The organism is Blastococcus sp. DSM 46786 (assembly GCF_900109665.1).
Lineage (GTDB): Bacteria > Actinomycetota > Actinomycetes > Mycobacteriales > Geodermatophilaceae > Blastococcus > Blastococcus carthaginiensis.
In genome coordinates, this window is record NZ_FOAO01000027.1 from 20,495 (window position 1) to 40,129 (window position 19,635).

Annotated in this window: 17 protein-coding genes; 3 read left to right on the top strand and 14 right to left on the bottom strand. The window is 74.9% G+C overall.

The features are described 5' to 3' along the window. Positions 1 to 313: 313 nt before the first annotated feature. From BMW62_RS20160 to BMW62_RS20170, 3 genes are all read left to right on the top strand, one after another. Positions 314 to 1,690 (top strand): ABC transporter substrate-binding protein, encoded by a 1,377-nt coding sequence (locus BMW62_RS20160; RefSeq protein ID WP_091934889.1) that lies wholly within the window; start codon positions 314 to 316, stop codon positions 1,688 to 1,690. Between the two features lie 127 nt (positions 1,691 to 1,817). Next, positions 1,818 to 2,807 (top strand): carbohydrate ABC transporter permease, encoded by a 990-nt coding sequence (locus BMW62_RS20165; RefSeq protein WP_211435213.1) that lies wholly within the window; start codon positions 1,818 to 1,820, stop codon positions 2,805 to 2,807. Further along, positions 2,804 to 3,724, top strand: a complete 921-nt coding sequence (locus tag BMW62_RS20170; RefSeq protein WP_091934891.1) for a carbohydrate ABC transporter permease — start codon at positions 2,804 to 2,806, stop codon at positions 3,722 to 3,724. Before BMW62_RS20165 ends, BMW62_RS20170 begins: the two co-directional genes overlap by 4 nt. A 187-nt stretch (positions 3,725 to 3,911) precedes the next feature. Here BMW62_RS20170 and BMW62_RS20175 read toward each other — a convergent pair whose 3' ends face one another. From BMW62_RS20175 to BMW62_RS20240, 14 genes are all read right to left on the bottom strand, one after another. Further along, the gene (locus tag BMW62_RS20175) at positions 3,912 to 4,652 is read right to left on the bottom strand and encodes a DivIVA-like cell division protein Wag31 (RefSeq protein WP_091934894.1); all 741 of its coding nucleotides are present in this window, start codon (positions 4,650 to 4,652) and stop codon (positions 3,912 to 3,914) included. A 94-nt stretch (positions 4,653 to 4,746) separates the two neighbouring features. Further along, positions 4,747 to 5,034 carry a YggT family protein gene (locus BMW62_RS20180; protein ID WP_091934897.1) on the bottom strand — a complete coding sequence of 96 codons (288 nt, stop codon included), beginning with the start codon at positions 5,032 to 5,034 and terminating at the stop codon, positions 4,747 to 4,749. A gap of 49 nt (positions 5,035 to 5,083) precedes the next feature. Continuing rightward, positions 5,084 to 5,788: a cell division protein SepF gene (gene sepF / locus BMW62_RS20185; protein WP_091934900.1), complete on the bottom strand. Its 705-nt coding sequence runs from the start codon at positions 5,786 to 5,788 to the stop codon at positions 5,084 to 5,086. A 51-nt stretch (positions 5,789 to 5,839) separates the two neighbouring features. Then, on the bottom strand, positions 5,840 to 6,616 hold the full coding sequence (locus BMW62_RS20190) for a YggS family pyridoxal phosphate-dependent enzyme (protein WP_091934903.1): 777 nt from the start codon (positions 6,614 to 6,616) through the stop codon (positions 5,840 to 5,842). A gap of 93 nt (positions 6,617 to 6,709) precedes the next feature. Next, positions 6,710 to 7,330, bottom strand: a complete 621-nt coding sequence (gene pgeF / locus BMW62_RS20195) for a peptidoglycan editing factor PgeF (RefSeq protein WP_244524187.1) — start codon at positions 7,328 to 7,330, stop codon at positions 6,710 to 6,712. A 204-nt stretch (positions 7,331 to 7,534) separates the two neighbouring features. Next, positions 7,535 to 8,848 (bottom strand): cell division protein FtsZ, encoded by a 1,314-nt coding sequence (gene ftsZ, locus BMW62_RS20200; RefSeq protein WP_091934909.1) that lies wholly within the window; start codon positions 8,846 to 8,848, stop codon positions 7,535 to 7,537. Positions 8,849 to 9,215: 367 nt separating this feature from the next. Next, a complete protein-coding gene (locus tag BMW62_RS20205; protein WP_091934911.1) occupies positions 9,216 to 10,031 on the bottom strand; it encodes a cell division protein FtsQ/DivIB in 816 nt (271 codons plus the stop codon). Beyond that, positions 10,028 to 11,485: a UDP-N-acetylmuramate--L-alanine ligase gene (gene murC, locus BMW62_RS20210; RefSeq protein ID WP_091934914.1), complete on the bottom strand. Its 1,458-nt coding sequence runs from the start codon at positions 11,483 to 11,485 to the stop codon at positions 10,028 to 10,030. The genes BMW62_RS20205 and murC overlap by 4 nt, the downstream gene beginning before the upstream one ends. After that, entirely contained in the window at positions 11,482 to 12,519 is a 1,038-nt protein-coding gene (locus BMW62_RS20215; RefSeq protein WP_348271473.1) for a UDP-N-acetylglucosamine--N-acetylmuramyl-(pentapeptide) pyrophosphoryl-undecaprenol N-acetylglucosamine transferase, read from the bottom strand. Before BMW62_RS20215 ends, murC begins: the two co-directional genes overlap by 4 nt. 56 nt (positions 12,520 to 12,575) lie before the next feature. Beyond that, positions 12,576 to 14,105, bottom strand: coding sequence for a putative lipid II flippase FtsW (gene ftsW / locus BMW62_RS20220; protein WP_244524188.1), 1,530 nt, complete (start codon positions 14,103 to 14,105; stop codon positions 12,576 to 12,578). Continuing rightward, positions 14,102 to 15,541, bottom strand: coding sequence for a UDP-N-acetylmuramoyl-L-alanine--D-glutamate ligase (gene murD / locus BMW62_RS20225; protein ID WP_091934920.1), 1,440 nt, complete (start codon positions 15,539 to 15,541; stop codon positions 14,102 to 14,104). The genes ftsW and murD overlap by 4 nt, the downstream gene beginning before the upstream one ends. Further along, positions 15,538 to 16,617 (bottom strand): phospho-N-acetylmuramoyl-pentapeptide-transferase, encoded by a 1,080-nt coding sequence (mraY, locus tag BMW62_RS20230; RefSeq protein ID WP_091934923.1) that lies wholly within the window; start codon positions 16,615 to 16,617, stop codon positions 15,538 to 15,540. Before mraY ends, murD begins: the two co-directional genes overlap by 4 nt. Continuing rightward, the gene (murF, locus tag BMW62_RS20235) at positions 16,614 to 18,005 is read right to left on the bottom strand and encodes a UDP-N-acetylmuramoyl-tripeptide--D-alanyl-D-alanine ligase (RefSeq protein ID WP_091934926.1); all 1,392 of its coding nucleotides are present in this window, start codon (positions 18,003 to 18,005) and stop codon (positions 16,614 to 16,616) included. Before murF ends, mraY begins: the two co-directional genes overlap by 4 nt. Beyond that, entirely contained in the window at positions 18,002 to 19,546 is a 1,545-nt protein-coding gene (locus BMW62_RS20240) for a UDP-N-acetylmuramoyl-L-alanyl-D-glutamate--2,6-diaminopimelate ligase (protein ID WP_091934929.1), read from the bottom strand. The genes murF and BMW62_RS20240 overlap by 4 nt, the downstream gene beginning before the upstream one ends. Positions 19,547 to 19,635: the final 89 nt, after the last annotated feature.

Sequence of the window (19,635 nt, forward strand, 5' to 3'; positions counted from 1 at the left end):
CCCGGGGCCACCGGGACCACCATCACGTCGCCGTCGTCCCCGACCGGGTCACCCGGTCCGGACAGATTCCTCCCCCGATCGTGCACCGAGCACGGGACACCGTGGGAGCGCTCCCATATGCTCGCCGACGCAGCCACCGCCGAAGGAGCCACCACCGCTCGGAGGCTGCACAACCGTTACGGCAACGTTGCCGCCGGGGATCTCCCGCGCGGCTAATGTCGCCGGACGGATGTGGCGGCCGCACCCGGGATCGGGTGCCGGGCACGAGTCACACGATGCGGCGACGGAGCCGCAGGAGTCTGGAGGGGACCACATGACCAAGCGTGCGAGAGGCCGCGGCGCGGCGGCGCTGGCCGGCGGGCTGGGGCTGACGCTCCTGCTCACCGGGTGCGGCGCCGACGAGGTCGACGGCGGCGGCGGTGGCGGCGCGGCGGCCGCCGACACGGAGATCGACTGCGCGCCCTACGAGGAGTTCGGCGACCTGGAGGGCGAGACGGTCTCCGTCTACACCTCGATCGTCGACCCCGAGGACCAGCCGCACATCGACTCGTACGTGCCCTTCGAGGAGTGCACCGGCGTCGACGTCGAGTACGAGGGTTCCCGGGAGTTCGAGGCGCAGCTCGTCGTCCGCACCCAGAGCGGCAACGCGCCCGACATCGCGTTCATCCCGCAGCCGGGTCTGCTGGCCAACCTCGTCCGCTCCGGCGACGTCGTGGCCGCTCCCGCGCAGACCGAGGCGAACGTCGACGAGTACTGGGACGAGAGCTGGAAGGAGTACGGCAGCGTCGACGGCGAGTTCTACGCCGCGCCGCTGGGTGCCAACGCCAAGTCCTTCGTCTGGTACTCGCCGTCGGCCTTCGAGGAGGCCGGCTACGGGGTGCCGCAGACCTGGGACGAGATGATCGCGCTGTCCGAGGAGATCGCCGCCACCGGCGCCAAGCCGTGGTGCGCGGGCATCGGCTCCGGTGACGCCACCGGCTGGCCGGCCACCGACTGGCTGGAGGACGTCGTCCTCCGCACGGCCGGCCCCGAGGTCTACGACCAGTGGGTCAACCACGAGATCCCGTTCAACGACCCGCGGATCGTCGAGGCGCTGAACACCGTCGGCGAGATCCTCAAGAACCCCGAGTTCGTCAACGCCGGCCTCGGCGAGGTGCAGTCGATCGCGTCCACCGAGTTCGGTGACGCCGGTCTGCCGATCCTCGACGGCAGCTGCTGGATGCACCGGCAGGCGTCCTTCTACCAGGCCAACTGGCCGGAGGGCACCGAGGTCGGGCCGGACGGCGACGTCTTCGCCTTCCCGCTGCCGCCCATCGGTGGCGACGGCACGGCCCCCGTTCTCGGTGGTGGCGAGTTCACCGCGGCGTTCAACGACGACCCGGCCACCCAGGCGTTCCAGACCTACCTGTCCTCCCCGGAGTGGGCGAACATCAAGGCCCAGGTCTCCGGCCCCGGCTGGGTCAGCGCCAACACCGGCCTGGACGTCGACAACCTGGAGTCCCCGGTGGACCAGCTCTCCGCCGAGCTGTTCCAGGACCCGGAGTCGGTGTTCCGGTTCGACGGGTCAGACCTGATGCCGGCCGAGATCGGCGCCGGCCGCCTGTGGACCGAGCTCACCAACTGGATCGCCAACGACAAGTCCAGCGAAGCCGTCCTCACCGACGTCGAGCAGGCCTGGCCCGCGTCCTGACCTCTCGGTCGTGACACCGGGCGCCCGGCAGCCACCTGGCTGACCGGGCGCCCACCAGCCCGGATGCCGGGGGACGGCTGCAGCCCAGCCGCCCCCGGCATCCACCGTCGGAAGGAGGTGGCCACGGGTGCAGTGGCTCCTGGAGGCGAACACCGCAGGTCACAAGATCGCCCTCATGGTGGTCGCCATCCTGCTGTTCGCCGTCGTGATGGGCGCGATCCTGTTCGCCGTCGACCGGCCCAAGCGGGTGTCCACCTGGGTGATCGTGGCCGGCTTCCTCGGCCCCACGTTCGTCCTGCTGCTGGTCGGCCTGGTGTACCCCGCGCTGGAGACGGTGCGCGGCTCGTTCTACGACAAGGACGGCTCGGAGTTCGTCGGCTTCGACAACTACGCCACCGTCTTCACCGACGACAACTTCCAGCGCGTGCTGCTCAACACCGTGCTGTGGGTCCTGCTGGTCCCGGCGGTCACGACCGCCCTCGGGCTGGTCTACGCCTACCTGGTCGACCGCACCCGCTTCGAGTCCCTGGCCAAGGCGCTGGTCTTCCTCCCCATGGCGATCTCCATGGTGGCGGCGGGCGTCATCTGGAAGTTCGTCTACGAATTCCGCCCCGACCAGCCGGGGGTCAACCAGATCGGCCTGCTCAACCAGCTGCTGGTGTCGATCGGCTTCGAGCCCCAGCAGTTCCTGCTGACCGCGCCGGCGAACACCTTCTTCCTCATCGTCGTGATGATCTGGATCCAGGCCGGGTTCGCCATGACGGTGCTCTCCGCGGCGATCAAGGCGATCCCCGACGACATCATCGAGGCGGCGCGGCTCGACGGCGTCGGCGGCCTGCAGATGTTCCGCTACGTCACCGTGCCGAGCATCCGCCCGGCGCTGGTCGTGGTGCTCACCACGATCGCGATCGTCACGCTCAAGGTCTTCGACGTCGTGCGCACGATGACCGGCGGCAACTTCGGCACCAGCGTCGTGGCCAACGAGTTCTACACGCAGGCCTTCCGCCAGTTCAACTTCGGCCTCGGCGCCGCGCTGGCGGTCCTGCTCTTCCTGCTGGTCATCCCGATCATCGCCTACAACGTCCGCCAGCTGCGCCTGGCCGAGGAGATCCGATGACCACCACGACCCCCGTCATGGCCCCGGTGCCCGGGGAGGCGGACACCCGCGGCCGGACGCACACCCGGGCGGAGCGGGCCAAGAAGCGGCTCACCTCCCCCGCCGCGTCGCTGATCGCCATCGTCATCGCCGTCCTCTGGACCGTGCCGATCCTGGGCCTGCTGGTCACCTCCTTCCGGCCGGAGCTCGACATCCGCCGCTCGGGCTGGTGGACGGCGTTCACCGACCCCGAGTTCACCCTCGACAACTACAACCAGGTGCTCTACGGCGGCACCGACTTCGCGGGGCTGTTCGTCAACTCGCTGGTCATCACCCTGCCGGCGGTGGTCATCCCGATCACCCTGGCGCTGCTGGCGGCCTACGCCTTCGCCTGGGTGCCGTTCCGGGGCCGCAGCATCCTCTTCGTCGCCGTCTTCTCGCTGCAGGTGGTCCCCATCCAGGTGACCCTCATCCCGCTGCTGAGCCTGTACGTCGACGCCGGGCTGGCCGGGTCGTTCTGGACCATCTGGCTCTCGCACGCGATCTTCGCGCTGCCCCTGGCGATCTTCCTGCTGCACAACTTCATGAAGGAGATCCCGCCCTCGCTCGTCGAGGCCGCCCGCATGGACGGCGCGGGGCACGTGAAGATCTTCTTCCAGGTGCTGCTGCCGCTGCTCACCCCGGCGATCGCCGCGTTCGCCGTCTTCCAGTTCCTGTGGGTGTGGAACGACCTGCTCGTCGCCCTCACCTTCGCCGGTGGCGCCCAGGGCGTCTCCCCGCTCACGGTGCGGCTGGCCGACATGGTGGGCACCCGCGGCTCGGACTGGTACCTGCTCGCGGCCGGCGCCTTCGTCTCCATCATCCTGCCGCTGATCGTCTTCCTGGCGCTGCAGCGCTTCTTCGTGCGCGGTCTGCTGGCGGGCAGCGTCAAGGGGTAAGGACCTCGTTCCCCCCACCCCTCACGAGCTCGGGGCGGGCCCCTGAACGAGGCCGTTCCAGCACGTCACCTCCCCGCCGCGCGGAGGGCCCCGGACCGCCCCACCGGTCCGGGCACCGGCCGGCCGCAGGCCCCGGGGACGGGGAAGGCCCCGGACCGTGGGGTCCGGGGCCTTCCTCGAGCGGTGCTCAGGCGCTGGCGTGCTGGTTCTGCCGGCCGGCGGCGGCGGGCTCGGCCGAGCCGCGGCTGTCCAGGTCGCGCAGGTGCGACTCGAGGTAGGACCGCAGCCGCGTGCGGTACTCGCGCTCGAAGGTGCGCAGCTCCTCGATCTTGCGCTCCAGGCTGCTGCGCTTCTCCTCGAGGCCGCCCATGACCTCGACGTGCCGGCGCTCGGCGTCCTGGTCGAGGGCGGCGGCCTTGGCGCGGGCCTCCCGCTCCATCGTCTCGGCGCGCGTCCGGGCGTCGCCGATCATGGAATCGGCCCGGTGCTTGGCCTCGGCGACCATCTGCTCGCTCTTGGCGCGCGCCTCGGTCACCATCCGGTCGCTGTTGGTCTTGGCACCGGTGAGCATCTGCTCGGCCTGGGTCTTGGCCTCGTTGACGTAGCGGTCAGCGGTCTCGGTGGCCAGCGCGAGCATGCGCGAGGCCCGGGCGCTGTCGTCCTCGCGGGGCTGCTGCACCACGGGCGGCGCGGGAGCCGGCTGCGGTGCCGGAGCCGGGACGGGGGCCGGCGGCTCGGGCCGCTCCTCGACGCGCGCACCGGCCCGGCCGGCGCTGGAGCGCAGCTCGTTGTTCTCCTCGATCAGGCGGGCCAGCTCGGCCTCCACCACGTCGAGGAAGGCGTCGACCTCGTCCTCGTCGTAGCCCCGCTTGCCGATGGGCGGCTTCTTGAAGACGACGTTGTGCACGTCGGCAGGCGTGAGTGGCATCGCAGGTCACCTCAGGTCGGACGGCGGAACAGGGCGGTGGGAGCGGCGGCGGGGCGCCACCGTCCGACGGCTCTGACCCGGGGGGTTTCAGCGGTCATGCGAGTGCGAGCGTGACGTTCCGGAGGACCACCACGGCGATCAGCAGCACCATAAACCCGAGGTCCAGCCGGATGGACCCCAGGTTCAACGGCGGGATCACCTTCCGCACCGCCTTCAGCGGCGGGTCGGTGGTGGAGTAGACGATCTCGAGACCGGCCGCGACCGCCCCCGAAGGCCGCCAGCTGCGCGCCAGCACCATCACCCAGTCGACGACGAACCGCGCGAAGAGCAGGACGAGGAAGACGAGCAGCACCGATGAGACGATCTGCCAGAAAAGAGACACGGGCCCCGCTCGATCAGGGCACCACCCGGTGCCGACTCCACTGCGCCGCTCAGGACTTCTCGGAGAACCCGCCCTCGCGGATCTTCGCCTTGTCCTCAGCGGTGACGGCGACGTCCTGCGGGCTGAGCAGGAACACCTTCGCCGTGACGCGCTCGATACTACCGCGCAGACCGAAGCTCAGGCCCGCAGCGAAGTCGACGAGGCGCTTGGCGTCGGCGTCGTCCATCTCGGTGAGGTTCATGATGACCGGCATGCCGTCGCGGAACCGCTCGCCGATGGTGCGTGCCTCGTTGTAGGTGCGCGGGTGCAGGGTGACGACCTGGTAGCTCTTGGCCACGGGTGCGGGTGCCGCCTCGGGCTCGGGTTCGGGGGCCACCACCGGCTCGCGGACGGCGAGGCCGGCCGCGGCGACGGGGCCGCTGGTGGTGCTCAGCACGCGCGAGCCGGTCGCGCCGGCGCCGGTCGGGGCGAGGCCGAGGGGGCGGGCCTGGACGCGGCGCACCGAGAGGGGCTCGGGGTCGCGGGCCGGGGGCACCGGGGCGACGTCGTCGTCGGCGTAGTCGTCGGCGTACTCGTCGTCGGCGTAGCCGCGATCGGCGAAGCCCTCGCCGTAGCGGTCCTCGTCGTAGCGGCCGTAGCGACGGTCGTGCTCGAGCTCGTCGGACGGGCGGGCGTCGTACCGGCCGTAGCCGCGGGGCACGTCGTCCTCGACGAGCCCCAGGTAGATCCCCATCTTCCGCATGGCTCCAGCCATCGGACCTCCCCCTCTACTGGTGTCCTCAGCGTCGCGTCTGCACGGTCGTCGTCACATCGTCCCGGGCCGCCCCCGTTCCTGGCGCGGCTCGTGCGACTGCTGTGACTCGCGTGGCTGGTGTTGCTCGAACTCACCGCAGGGTAGGGGGCGGTCGCCGAACAACGCGGTTCCGACACGCACGATGGTGGCGCCCGCGGCGATCGCCTCCTCCAGGTCGCCGCTCATCCCCGCCGAGATCTCGACCGCGCCGGGGTGGTCGGCCCGCAGGCGCTCGGCCACCCGGGCCAGCCGGGCGAACGCGGGCGCCGGCTCCTCCCCCCGGGGCGCGACGGCCATGACACCGCGCAGCCGCAGGCCGGCGGCCGACGCCACCGCGTCGGCGAGCGCGGGTACCTCCTCCGGCGGCGCCCCACCGCGCGCGGCGGCGGCCCCCTCGGGGCCGCCGAGGTCCACCTGGAGCAGCACGTCCACGGGGCGGCCGGCCTCCTGGCCGGCCCGATCCAGCGTGGTGGCCAGCGAGGCGCGGTCCAGGGAGTGGACGACGGCCCCGGTGCGGGCCACCGCGGCGGCCTTGTTCCGCTGGAGCTGGCCGACGACGTGCCACCGCACGTCGACGCCGCCGAGCTCACCCGCCTTGCCCAGGAGCTCCTGCACCCGGTTCTCGCCGAAGTCCCGCTGCCCGAGCGCGGCGAGCGCACGCACGTCCTCGGCGGGCCAGGTCTTGCTGACCGCCAGCAGCCGCACGGTCGCGGGGTCGCGCCCGGCGGCCCGGGCGGCCCGGTCGATGCGGGCGCGCACCGCGCGCAGGTTCTCAGCGAGCGAGCTCACGGCGCAGATTGTGCGCGCAGCGACCGGCCCCGGTGCAGGGGCCCGCCGCGAGCCTGCGCGCGACGGGGGGCACGGGGGGGGCCTTCCCCTTCCTCAGCCCAGCCAGACGAGACCGGCCTGGCGGCCGGTGACGCCGTCGCGGCGGTGGGAGTAAAGCGTGGGGTCCTCGACGGTGCAGCGGGGGTCCTGCACGACCTCCGGGATGCCGGCGCGCCGGAGGATCTCCTCGACGCCGGCGCGCAGGTCCAGGCCGGCGGTGCCGGCCCGGGTGGGAACCGCCGCGGCGGGCGCGATCCGCGCCACCTCGCGCTGCATCTCCCCGGGCACCTCGTAGCAGGCCCCGCAGACCGCCGGGCCCAGCAGCGCGGTCACGTTCCTGGCCCGGGCGCCGAGGCTCGCCATGGCGGACAGGGCCGCCGGGAGCACGCCCTTGCGCACCCCCTCGCGGCCGGCGTGGACCGCCGCGACGACGCCCGCCTCGTTGTCGGCCAGCAGGACCGGCACGCAGTCGGCCGCGAGCACGGCCAGGACCAGCCCAGGGGTGGCGGTCACCAGCGCGTCGGTGGCGGGCACCGGCCCGTCCTGCGGCCGCTCGACAACGGCGACGCCGGTGCCGTGCACCTGGTCCATCCAGACCAGCCGGTCCTCCCCCACGCCGAGCTCCCGGGCCACGCGGGCCCGGTTGGCGGCGACGTCACCGGGGTCGTCACCCACGTGGGAGCCCAGGTTGAAGGAGTCGTAGGGCGGACGGGAACGGCCGCCCCGCCGGTCGGTGACGACCCTGCGAGGTCGCACCGCCGACGGAGCGGCCGGATTCGTATGCATCGGACGTCAGACTACGGCCTGGCGAGCCCGCGGAACGGCCCTGCTGCAGGGCCCCGCCCTGAGCCTGCGAAGGGTGGGGGGCAGCAGGGTCCTTCAGCCCTTGAGGAACTCGGGGATGTCCAGCTCTTCCTCGAAGTCCTCGTTCGACAGCGGCCGGCGACCGTTGGTGCCCGCGGAGCCCTGGATGGGCGGCAGCGGGGGCACGGTCAGGCCGCCCCCGGTGCCCGGCCGCCCGCCGGAGGCCGGCGGGGCCTGCTGGGCGAGCCGCTCCCCCGTCACCGGGGGGGCAGCGGGGGCCGGAGCCGCAGCCGGCGCGGAACCGGTCGACGGCGGCGGTGCGGCGGCCACCGGCGGGGCGGCCACCGGGCGGCGGTGCGCGGCGAACGGTGACGCGCCCCCGGTGGAGAGCGGCGCCTGCGGCGCACCGCTCGCCGCCGCGCCGTCCTTGCGCGTGTTGGGCCGGCCGCCGTCGAAGCCGGCGGCGATGACGGTCACCCGCACCTCGTCACCGAGCGCGTCGTCGATCACCGCGCCGAAGATGATGTTGGCGTCGGGGTGCGCAGCGTCCGACACCAGCGAGGCGGCCTCGTTGATCTCGAACAGGCCGAGGTCCGACCCGCCCGAGATCGACAGCAGCACGCCGTGGGCGCCCTCCATCGAGGCCTCCAGCAGCGGGCTGGCGATCGCCTGCTCGGCGGCGAGCAGCGCCCGGTTGTCACCGCGCGCGCTGCCGATGCCCATCAGCGCCGAGCCCGCCCCGGACATGACCGACTTGACGTCGGCGAAGTCCAGGTTGATCAGGCCGGGCGTGGTGATCAGGTCGGTGATGCCCTGGACACCGGAGAGCAGCACCTGGTCGGCGGTGCGGAAGGCGTCCATGACGCTGACGTTCCGGTCGCCCAGCTGCAGCAGCCGGTCGTTCGGGATCACGATGAGCGTGTCGCACTCGTTGCGCAGCTCCTCGATGCCCGATTCGGCCTGCACCGCGCGCCGCTTGCCCTCGAAGGCGAACGGGCGGGTGACGACACCGATGGTCAGCGCGCCGAGCTTGCGCGCGATGGAGGCCACGACGGGCGCGCCACCGGTGCCGGTGCCACCGCCCTCGCCCGCGGTCACGAAGACCATGTCGGCGCCCTTGAGCACCTCCTCGATCTCCTCGCGGTGGTCCTCGGCGGCCTGCCGGCCGACGTCGGGCTGCGCACCGGCGCCCAGCCCGCGCGTGAGCTCGCGGCCGACGTCGAGCTTGACGTCGGCGTCGCTCATCAGCAGCGCCTGCGCGTCGGTGTTGATCGCGATGAACTCGACCCCCTTGAGGCCGACTTCGATCATGCGGTTGACCGCGTTCACCCCGCCGCCGCCGATGCCGACGACCTTGATGACCGCTAGATAGTTGTGCGGAGGTGTCATGCGGCGCTCCTACCGTGTCCCTCAACCTCGAGTTCAGCCTTACAGTTATGTCAACCAGGTCGACGGGTTGAAGTTAGGTGCGTGCCGAGAGGCGCTACAAGCACCCTCTCCGGGTCGGCGTGTCGGTGGACGGGGATCGCACCAGACTCCTGCGACCCGTTGGTCACATCTGCACCACTGGCTGTGACGACTCGCGCCGGAAACGTCTCATCCCGTGATCCAGGCGCCGCCGCCGCGCGTGCGCAGAAAGATCCGTGACCGGGGTGCGTGTCGGGCGTGTCGCGGACGACGGCGTGTCGCGGAGGGAGCCCGCCCGAGCCGGTGCGCACCCGCGCGGCCACCGAGCGCCACCGGCCCGGCGTCGGGGTCAGCGCAGGACGACGGCGTCGGGTGCGCTGACGTCGACGAGGTCGGCCGGCTCGAGCTCGCCGTCCGCGATCCGGTCGAGCAGCGCGACGAGGACCTGGCCCTTGGTGGCCGACTCCTCGGCGCCGCCCCAGACGACCACCGTGCCGTCGGCCAGGGTGAGCGTGATCGACTGCGCTGCGGGCGCGGCGACCTCGACGACGTCCGCCCGCAGCTGCTCGGGCAGGGCGCGGATCGCGGCGATGCCCGCCATGGTGGCCGGGTCGGCCGGCGCCGGGTCGTCGACGGTCAGCGGGACGACGCCGCGCGGGGCGTCCCCCGTGACCGAGTCGAACAGCACGCCCTCGGCGTCGACCAGCGACCGCCGCCCGGGTGGGCCGACGACCGCCACCGGCACGCGCTCGGCGACCGTGATCACGATCCGGTCGGGCCAGCCCCGGGCCGCCTCCACGCCGCGGACCTGCGGCAGCCGGGCCACCCGGTCCTCCACCGCGCCGAGGTCCACCCGGAGCAGGGGCACCCCCTCGGGCACCTGGGCCACCTCCCGCACGCGGTCGGCCGTCAGGGTCGCCGTCCCGTCCACCTGCACGGCGCGGACCGCGAGCCACGGGCCCAGCCAGAGCAGCCAGCCGATCGCCGCGACGACGGTCAGCGCCGCCGCCACCTGGAGCGACCGCCGGTGCCGGGGCCGCCTCCGCGCCGGGCGGCGGTCGGGCAGCGGGGTGACCCGGGTGCCGCGGCGGTCGGCGGACCGGCGGTCGGCCGGGCCGCGGCCGCGCCGGCTCCGGTCACGCGTGGTGCTGCCGGTCCGGTTCACCGGCCGGCGTCCGGCGCGTCGTCCTCCCCGCCCGGCTCACCGGCACGGAGGGCGTCGAGCACCTCCGGCCCCACCATCGAGACGTCACCGGCGCCCATCGTCATGACCAGGTCCCCGGGACGTGCCCGGGCGGCCAGCGCCGGCCCGGCCGCCGACCAGGAGGGCTCGAAGCGCACGTGCTCGGCGGGCAGCGGGACGGCGTCGGCGACCATCGCACCGGTGACGCCGGGCACCGGGTCCTCGCGGGCGCCGTAGACGTCCATCACCACGACCTCGTCGGCCAGGCCGAGCGCCGCGCCGAACCCTTCGGCGAACTCCTGGGTGCGGCTGTAGAGGTGCGGCTGGAAGGCGACGACGAGCCGCCCGTCCCCCGCGACCGCGCGGGCGGCGCGCAGCTGCGCGGCGACCTCGGTCGGGTGGTGGGCGTAGTCGTCGTAGACCCGCACGCCCCCGGCGGTCCCCTTGAGTTCGAACCGCCGGTGCACGCCGCCGAAGCGGGCGAGCCCGTCCACGAGGCCGCGCGCGGGCAACCCCAGCTCCAGCCCGGCGAGCAGCGCCGCCGCGCTGTTGCGGGCCATGTGCTCGCCGGGCACCCGGATCTGCACCCGGCCGACCTCGGTGCCGTCCAGCACCGCGGTGTACGCCGTGTGCTCCCGGCCGACCTCGAGGTCGAGCATGCGCAGGTCGGCGTCCTCGGCGGTGCCGTAGGTGCGCACCCGCGCCGGGCCGGGGACCCCGGCCAGCCGCGCGGCGCCCGGGTCGTCGGCGCAGAGGACGACGAAGCCCGCGGGGTCCACCGTCTGCAGGAACCGGTCGAACGCGGCCTCGACGGCCGCGAGGTCGCCGTAGTTGTCGAGGTGGTCGGCCTCGACGTTGGTGACGATCCCGGCGAACGGCGAGAGCAGGAGAAAGGAGCGGTCGCTCTCGTCGGCCTCCGCGACGAAGACGTCCCCCTCCCCCGCGTGCGCGTTGCTGCCCGACTCGTTGAGGTTCCCGCCGATGGCGAAGGACGCGTCGACGCCGCACGCCTGGACGGCGACGGTGAGCATCGAGGTGGTGGAGGTCTTCCCGTGCGTGCCGGCCACGGCGATGCTGCGCCGGCCGGCCATCACCGCGGCCAGCGCGACGGCCCGGGGCAGCACGCGCAGACCGCGCTCGCGCGCGGCGACGAGCTCGGGGTTGTCCGCCCGGATCGCCGTGGAGACCACCACGGTGTCGGCATCGCCCACGTGGGCGCCGTCGTGGCCGACCTCCACCCGCGCGCCCAGGGCCCGCAGGGCCAGCAGCGTCGGGCCGTCCCGGCGGTCGGAGCCGGACACCGGCACCCCACGGGCAAGCAGGATGCGGGCGATGCCGCTCATGCCGGCACCCCCGATCCCGATGAAGTGCACGGCCCCCAGCTCGGGCAGCGAGGGCACCGGACCGGTCCAGGCCGCAACGGAGTCGGCGCTCACGCGCTCGCCACCTCGCAGACGATGTCGGCCAGCCGTTCGTCGGCGTCGGGGACGCCGGCCGCGGCGGCGTGGCGGGCCAGCCCGGCCAGGGCGGCGGGGTCGGTGAGCAGGGGCAGCAGGGTCGCGGTGATCCAGCCGGGGTCCAGGTCGGCGTCCTCGACGAGGAGGCCGCCGCCGGCCTCGATCACGGGCAGGGCGTTCCGGCGCTGCTCGCCGTTGCCGATCGGCAGCGGGACGAACGCCGCCGGCAGCCCCACGGCGGAGAGCTCGGCGACGGTCACCGCGCCCGAGCGGCACAGCGCGAGATCCGCGGCGGCGTAGGCGAGGTCCATCCGCTCCAGGTAGTCGACGAGGACGTAGGGCGGCTCGCCGGCCGGCCGCTCCGGCACGACGACGTCGGTGTTCTTCGGTCCCCGGGCGTGCAGCACCTGCACGCCCGCCGCGGCGAGGGCCCCGGCCGCGCCGACGGCGGCCCGGTTGAGCGAGGCGGCCCCCTGGGACCCGCCGAAGACCAGCAGCGTCGGCCGATCGGGGTCCAGGCCGAACCCGACCCGGGCCTCGGCGCGGCGGGCGGCCCGGTCGAGGGAGGAGATGACCCGGCGCAGCGGCATGCCGACGTGCTCCCCGCGGTGCAGCGGCGTGCCCGGCGCGGTGACCGCGACGCGGGCGGCGAGGCGGGCGCCGATGCGGTTGGCCAGCCCCGGCAGGGCGTTCTGCTCGTGCACCACGATCGGCGTCCCGGTGCGCCGGGCGGCCAGGTAGGCCGGCAGCGCCACGTAGCCGCCGAAACCCACCACCACGTCGGCCTGGAGCTCGTCGAGCAGCGCGCGGGTCTCCGCCACCGAGCGGCGCACCCGGCCGGGCACGCGCAGCAGGTCGGGCGTGGGCTTGCGGGGCAGCGGCACGGGCGGGATGAGCCGGAGGTCGTAGCCCCGCGCGGGCACCAGCCGGGTCTCCATGCCCCGGGCGGTGCCCAGGCAGGTCAGCCGCAGCGCGGGGTCGCGCCGCCGGAGGGCGTCGGCGAGGGCGAGCATCGGCTCGATGTGCCCCCCGGTGCCACCCCCGGCGAGGACGACCGACCGGACCGCGCTCACCGCTGGCCCCCCGGGCGACCGCGCGGGACGACCGGCCGCTGCCGGGGCGCGCCGTCCCGCGGCTGGTCCCGGAGCGGCGAACCGCTGCGGGAGGCGGGGCGGGGCCGTGCCGGGGCGCCGGCCCGCGCGCCCGGGGTGGGCGCCGGCGACCGGCGGGGCTCGGCACCGCGTGCGTGCAGCAGCGTGCGGGCGCCGCCGACCACCGGCCGCGCGGGGACGTCGGCCGCGGGGTGCCGCCGCGGCCGCACCTGGTCGACCGCCACGGTCGGGGCGGGCGCGAGCAGCCGGGCGAGGCGGCCGCGCTCGGCCGTGCGCAGTGCCTCGATGGCGGCGGGCTCCGAGCGGGCGAACCGGGCCAGCAGCCCGACGATGAAGAGGGTGAGGATCAGCGAGGTGCCCCCCGCTGAGATGAGCGGGAGGGTCACGCCGGTCACCGGGAGCAGGCCCACCACGTAGCCCATGTTCATGGTCGCCTGGCCGATGAGCCACACGGTGATCGCGACGCAGGCGAGCTGGACGAACCGGTCGGCCGAGCGGCGGGCGATGCGGAAGCCGGCGTAGGCCAGGACGCCGTACAGGGTGACGACCACCAGGCAGCCGAGGAAGCCCAGTTCCTCGCCGATGATCGCGAAGATGTAGTCGGACTCGGCCTCGGGCAGGATGTTCCACTTCATCGCACTGTTGCCCAGGCCGACGCCCCAGAGGCCGCCGGTGGCCAGCGCGTACATGCCGCGGATCGCCTGGAAACCGGTGTGGTCCGGGTCGGCGAACGGGTCGAGGAACGCGGTTATCCGCGCCATGCGGTAGGGCGCCGCCCACACCATGACCCCCATCGCCGCGACCGCGACGCCGGCGAACGCGCCGAACCAGCGCATCGGCATCCCGCCGGCCCAGAGCAGGCCGACCAGGACCAGGCCGAGGCTCACCACCCCGCCGAAGTCGGGCTCGAGGATGAGCAGGCCCGAGAGCAGCACGAAGACGGGGAGAACCGGCACGAGCAGCGACGTCGTCGTCAGGTAGCGCTCGCGCAGCGCGATGACGTGCGCGCCCCAGAGCGCGAACACCAGCTTGCCTGCCTCCGAGGGCTGGAAGTCGGTGACGCCGAGAGGGATCCACTGCCGGGCGCCGTTGCGCTCCAGGCCGATGCCCGGGATCAGCACGAGCACCAGCAGGCCGATCACCACGAGCAGCGCGATGGGCGACCAGCGCCGCACCAGGCCCACCGGCAGCCGCATCGCGACCACCATCGCGCCCAGGCCGATGCAGGCCAGCACCAGCTGCTTGACGCCGGGGGCCCACGCCGGCTCGTCGGCCAGCGCCGCCTCGATGGCGGAGGCGGAGAAGACCATGACCAGGCCGATGAGCAGGAGCAGACCGGCGGCGCCCAGCACCAGGTGGCAGCTGGTCAGCGGCCCGTCGAGCCACGCGGGGCCGGTCCAGCGGCGCGGCGGCGTGCGCGGCGCCGCGGGGCGGGTGCGGCCGCGGGCGGCACGCACCTCGCGCAGCGGTCGCTCGGTGGTGGTCATCGCCCGGCCCCGAACGCCCGCACCGCTTCGGCGAAGGCGCGGCCGCGGTGCGCGTAGTCGCGGTAGACGTCCATGGAAGCCGCCGCCGGGGCCAGCAGCACCGTGTCCCCCGGCCGCGCGAGCCCGGCCGCGGCGGCGACGACCCGCGTCGTCGTCGCCTCGGCCGTCACACCCGTCCCGTCCATCCCGCCATCGTCGCCGCTCGGCACCTCCACCACCGGCACCGACGGGGCGTGTCGCGCCAGCGAACGGGCCACCACGGCGCGGTCGCGGCCGAGCAGCACCACGCCGGCCAGCCGCGGGGCGACCGCGGCGACCAACGGGTCGACGTCGGCGCCCTTGAGCAGCCCCCCGGCGATCCACACGACCCGCGGGTACGCCGCGAGCGAGGCCCCGGCCGCGTGCGGGTTGGTGGCCTTGCTGTCGTCGACGTAGTCCACCCCGTCGATCGTGGCGACGAGGACGTTGCGGTGCGCGCCGCCGGAGAAGCCGGCCAGCCCCCGGGCGACCGCCTCCGCCGGCACCCCGGCCGCGCGGGCCAGCGCGGCGGCGGCCAGCGCGTTCACGACGTTGTGCGGGCCCGGCACCGGCAGCCGGTCGCGCTGGAGCAGCACCTCCCCCGCTGGGTCCGCGGCGAACGCGCGGTCGACCAGGGCGCCGTCGCGCACCCCGAGCTGCCCCGGGGCCGGCTCGCCGAGGGTGACCGTCACCGGCCGCGGGTGCGCCCCCACCAGGGCGGCGGCGACCGGGTCGCCCGCGTCGCCGACGGCGACGGGGGTGCGCTCGAGGATGCGGGCCTTCGCGTCGCGGTAGGCGGCGGAGGAGCCGTGCCAGTCGGTGTGGTCGTCGGCGACGTTGAGCACCGCGGCGGCGGCCGGGGCCAGCGAGGAGGACCAGTGCAGCTGGAAGCTGGAGAGCTCGACGGCGAGCACGTCGTAGGCCGGGGTGCCGTCGTCGTCGCGGGCGGTGACCACCTCGACCAGCGGCCGGCCGACGTTCCCCGCGGCGACCGCCTTGCGGCCGGCCGCGAGCAGGATCGCCTCGAGCATGGTCACCGTCGTCGTCTTGCCGTTGGTGCCCGTGACGGCCAGCCAGGGCGCGGGGGCGCCGTCGGGCCCGGCGACGCGCAGCCGCCACGCCAGCTCCGGCTCGCCGACCACCTCGACCCCGCGCGCGGCGGCGTCGACCAGCAGCGGCGCGTCCGGGCGCCAGCCCGGGGAGGTGACGACGAGGTCCACGCCCGCGGGCAGCGCCTCCGTCGCCCCCAGCCACTCCGCGCCCGCGCCGGTCAGCTCGTCGACCGTGCCCGGCCGGGCGGCGTCGGTGAGCAGCACCCGGGCACCGGAGGCCAGCAGCACCCGCGCGGCGGCCGCACCGGAGACGCCGAGCCCGGCGACGAGGACGGTGCGGCCGGCGACGGCGGAGGGCCCGGTCACAGGCCCACGAAGCTCAGCCAGTCGGCGTAGAACAGGCCGAGACCGAACGCCACCGCCATGCCGGTGACCAGCCAGAACCGCACGATGACGGTGTTCTCGGTCCAGCCGGCGAGCTCGAAGTGGTGGTGCAGCGGCGCCATGCGGAACACCCGGCGGCGGGTGGCGCGGAAGAACGCCACCTGGATGATCACCGACAGCGTGACCGCGACGAACAGGCCGCCGAGGACGACGAGCAGCAGCTCGGTGCGGGTGACGATCGCCAGGCCGGAGAGCAGGCCGCCGAGCGCGAGCGAGCCGGTGTCGCCCATGAAGATGCGGGCCGGGCTGGTGTTCCACCACAGGAAGCCCAGGCACGCGCCCATCCCGGCGGCGGCGACGAGGGTGACGTCCAGCGGGTCGCGGACGGTGTAGCAGCCCTCGATCAGCTCGTTGGCGCAGTCGTGGGTGAACTGCCAGAACGAGATGACGATGTAGGAGGCGAGGACCATCGCCGAGGCCCCGGCGGCCAGCCCGTCCAGGCCGTCGGTGAGGTTGACCGCGTTGGAGAACCCGGCGATGAACAGGTAGGCCAGGATGACGAACGCGATCGGGCCGAGGGCCAGCGGTGCGATGTCGCGGACGTACGAGACGACGGTGGAGGCGGGCTCGACGCCGTCGCCGTTCGGGAAGTTGATCGCCAGGACGGCGAACGTGACGCCCACGACCAGCTGGCCGACCAGCTTGGCGGTCTTGTTCAGGCCCAGGCTGCGGCGGTGCCGGATCTTGAGGTAGTCGTCGAGGAAGCCGACCGTGCCCATGCCGACCATGAGGAACAGCAGCAGCAGCCCGGTGGCGCTGAACCCCCAGCCGGACTCGCCGACGAACACCAGGTGCGCGGCGAGGTAGCCGACCACGGTGGCCCCGACGATGACGGTGCCGCCCATCGTGGGCGTGCCCTTCTTCGAGAGGTGGCTCTCGGGGCCGTCGTCGCGGATCTCCTGGCCCAGGCCCTGCCGGCGGAACGCCCGGATGGCCAGCGGGGTCAACAGGATGGAGACGATCAGGCCGACCGCCGCCGCGATGAGGACGCTCCTCACTGCGCGGCACCACCCAGCAGGTCGGCCGCCAGGAGCTCCAGGCCGTGGGACCGGCTGGCCTTCACGAGGACGACGTCGCCCGGTCGCAGCACCTCCGACAGCAGCGCAAGGGCAGCGGCCCGGTCCGGCACGTGCACCGACTCCTCTCCTGCGCGCCGCCCCGCGGCGGTCGCACCTCCCGCTATGCCTACCGCATCGGCGCCCACCGCAACGACCAGGTCGACCCCGGCGGCGACCGCGTCCCGGCCCAGCCGTTCGTGCTCCGCGCCGGCGTCCGGCCCGAGCTCGGCCATGCCGCCCAGGACGGCGATGCGCCGCGTCCCGGCCAGCCCGGTGAGGGCGGCGAGCGCGGCCCGCATCGATTCGGGGTTGGCGTTGTAGGCGTCGTTGACGACGGTCACGCCGTCGGCGCGCCGGTCGATCTCCATGCGCCAGCGGCTGCGCTGTTCCGCGGCCGACAGCGCCGCGGCGACGGCGGCCGGCGCCAGGCCGACGGCCAGCGCCGCGCCCGCCGCCGACAGCGCGTTGGCGACCTGGTGCTCGCCGACGACCCGCAGCGCCACCGGGTGCCGCTCGCCGCCCGCGACGAGCGTGAAGCGGGCGCGGGCGCTCTCGTCCAGCACGACGTCGACGGCCCGGACCGCGGCCTGCTCGCTGCGGCCGGTGGTGAGCACCCGCGCCTCCGTACGGGGTGCCATGCCGAGCACCCGGGCGTCGTCGGCGTTGAGGACGGCGGTGCCCTCGGCGGGCAGCACCTCCACGAGCTCGCCCTTGGCCTGCGCGATGCCGTCGGCGGTGCCGAACTCGCCGAGGTGGGCCGATCCCACGTTGAGGACGACGCCGATCTCGGGGCGGGCCACCCGGCACAGGCGGGCGATGTGCCCCGGCCCGCGGGCGCCCATCTCCAGGACGAGGAACCGGGTGCCCGCGTTGGCGGAGAGCACGGTCAGCGGCAGGCCGATGTCGTTGTTGTAGGACCCGGGAGGGCTGACCGTGGGCCCGGCCGCGGCGAGCACCTGGCCGAGGAGGTCCTTGGTCGACGTCTTGCCCGAGGAGCCGGTGATGGCCAGCGTGCGCACGCCCCCGGCGGTCAGCCGCTCGTGCACGCCGGCGGCCAGCCGGCCCAGCGCCGCCACCGGGTCGTCGACGACGACGCACGGGAGCGCCGGGTCCGGGCGGGTGGCCAGCGCGGCGACCGCACCGGCGTCCGCCGCCGCACCGAGGAAGTCGTGGCCGTCGACCCGCTCCCCCACCACGGCGACGAAGAGGTCCCCGGCGGCGACGGCGCGCGAGTCCAGGGTGACCGTGCCGGTGACCGCGCCGTCCGGCGCACCCTCGAGCCGGCCCCCGGCGAGCTCGGCCACCTCGCTCAGCGACAGCCGGATCATGCCGGCGTCCCCGATGCGGCGAGCACCTCGCGCAGCTGCGCGCGGTCGTCGAAGGGGTGCACCGTGCCGGCGACCTCCTGGCCCGTCTCGTGCCCCTTGCCGGCCACGAGCAGGGTGTCCCCCGCCCGTGCCAGCGCCACCGCGGCCGCCAGCGCGGCCCGGCGGTCGCCGATCTCGAGCACCTCGGCGCGCCGGCCGGCCGGCACGTCCCGGGTACCGGCCAGCATCGCCGTCCGGATCGCCGCAGGATCCTCCGAGCGCGGGTTGTCGTCGGTGACCACCAGCACGTCGCTGCCCTCGGCCGCGACCCGCCCCATCTCGGGGCGCTTGCCCGGGTCGCGGTCGCCGCCGCACCCCAGGACGGTGATCAGCCGGCCGGTGGTGGCCTCGCGCAGGGCGGCGAGCGCCGTCCGCACGGCGTCGGGGGTGTGCGCGTAGTCGACGACGGCGACGAACGGCTGCCCCGCGTCCACCGGCTCCATGCGCCCCGGCACCACGGTCCCGGCGAGACCTGCGACCGCGTCCTCGACGGCGACGCCGACGGCGTCCAGCAGCGCCACGGCCAGGACGGCGTTGGCCACGTTGAACCGCCCGGGCAGCCGGACGCGCGCCGGCCAGCTGCGGCCGTCAGGGCCGTGCAGGGTGAACGCCGAGCCGCCGTCGGGCACGGTCCGGACATCGCTCGCGGTCCAGTCCGCCGAGCCGGTGAGCGACACGGTGCCCGCGTCCGGCCGCAGCGCGCCCAGGCGGCGGCCGGCGTCGTCGTCGACGGTGACCAGCTCCACGGTGGCGCGGCCGTCGAACAGGAGGGCCTTGGCCTGGAAGTAGTCCTCCATGTCGCGGTGGAAGTCCAGGTGGTCCCGGCCCAGGTTGGTGAACCCGGCGGCGGCGAAGCGGACGCCGCCCACCCGGCCCTGCACCAGGGCGTGGCTGGAGACCTCCATGACGACGGCGTCGACCCCGGCGTCGGCCATCCCGGCCAGCAGCGCGTGCAGCGCCGGCGCCTCCGGCGTGGTGCGGATGCTGGGCAGGGCCGTGACGGTGCCGTCCGCGGCGCGGGTGCGGGCCTGCACCGTGCCGATCAGGCCGGTGGCCCGGCCGGCCGCGGCGAGCCCCGCCTCGACCAGGTAGCTCGTCGTCGTCTTGCCGTTGGTGCCGGTGATGCCGAGGACGGCGAGCCGGCGGCTGGGCCCGCCGTAGACCCGGTCGGCGACCGCCCCGAGCACCTGGCGCGGCGCGTCGACGACGCAGACCGGCAGCCCGGTCGCCAGCGCGTCCGCGCGGCCGGTCGGGTCGGTGAGCAGCGCGACGGCACCGCGGGCGGCGGCGTCGCCCGCGAAGCGGACGCCGTGGGTCCGGGCGCCGGGCAGGGCCGCGTAGAGGAAACCCGGGGCCACCTCGCCGGAGGCCAGCGTGACCCCGGAGACCGCGACGTCGGTGCCGGGGCCCTCGGGCGGGCCGATCAGGTCGGCCAGCTCGGCGAGGGGCAGCGGGCGGTTCCCCGTGGGCCGCGGGGCCGTCCCGGGGTCGGTCGGGGTCACAGGGCTCCAATCTACCGGCGGCTGGTGTCCGCACCGCGTCACCGCGCCCAGGCGCCGCTGCAGGGCCCCGCCGCGAGCGTGCGAGCGGT

Coding starts and splice junctions, on each gene's coding strand:
- BMW62_RS20160 (WP_091934889.1), top strand. CDS start 314: ATGACCAAGCGTGCGAGAGGCCGCGGCGCGGCGGCGCTGGCCGGCGGG.
- BMW62_RS20170 (WP_091934891.1), top strand. CDS start 2,804: ATGACCACCACGACCCCCGTCATGGCCCCGGTGCCCGGGGAGGCGGAC.
- BMW62_RS20175 (WP_091934894.1), bottom strand. CDS start 4,652: ATGCCACTCACGCCTGCCGACGTGCACAACGTCGTCTTCAAGAAGCCG.
- sepF (WP_091934900.1), bottom strand. CDS start 5,788: ATGGCTGGAGCCATGCGGAAGATGGGGATCTACCTGGGGCTCGTCGAG.
- ftsZ (WP_091934909.1), bottom strand. CDS start 8,848: ATGACACCTCCGCACAACTATCTAGCGGTCATCAAGGTCGTCGGCATC.
- BMW62_RS20215 (WP_348271473.1), bottom strand. CDS start 12,519: ATGCTCGCCCTCGCCGACGCCCTCCGGCGGCGCGACCCCGCGCTGCGG.
- ftsW (WP_244524188.1), bottom strand. CDS start 14,105: ATGACCACCACCGAGCGACCGCTGCGCGAGGTGCGTGCCGCCCGCGGC.
- murF (WP_091934926.1), bottom strand. CDS start 18,005: ATGATCCGGCTGTCGCTGAGCGAGGTGGCCGAGCTCGCCGGGGGCCGG.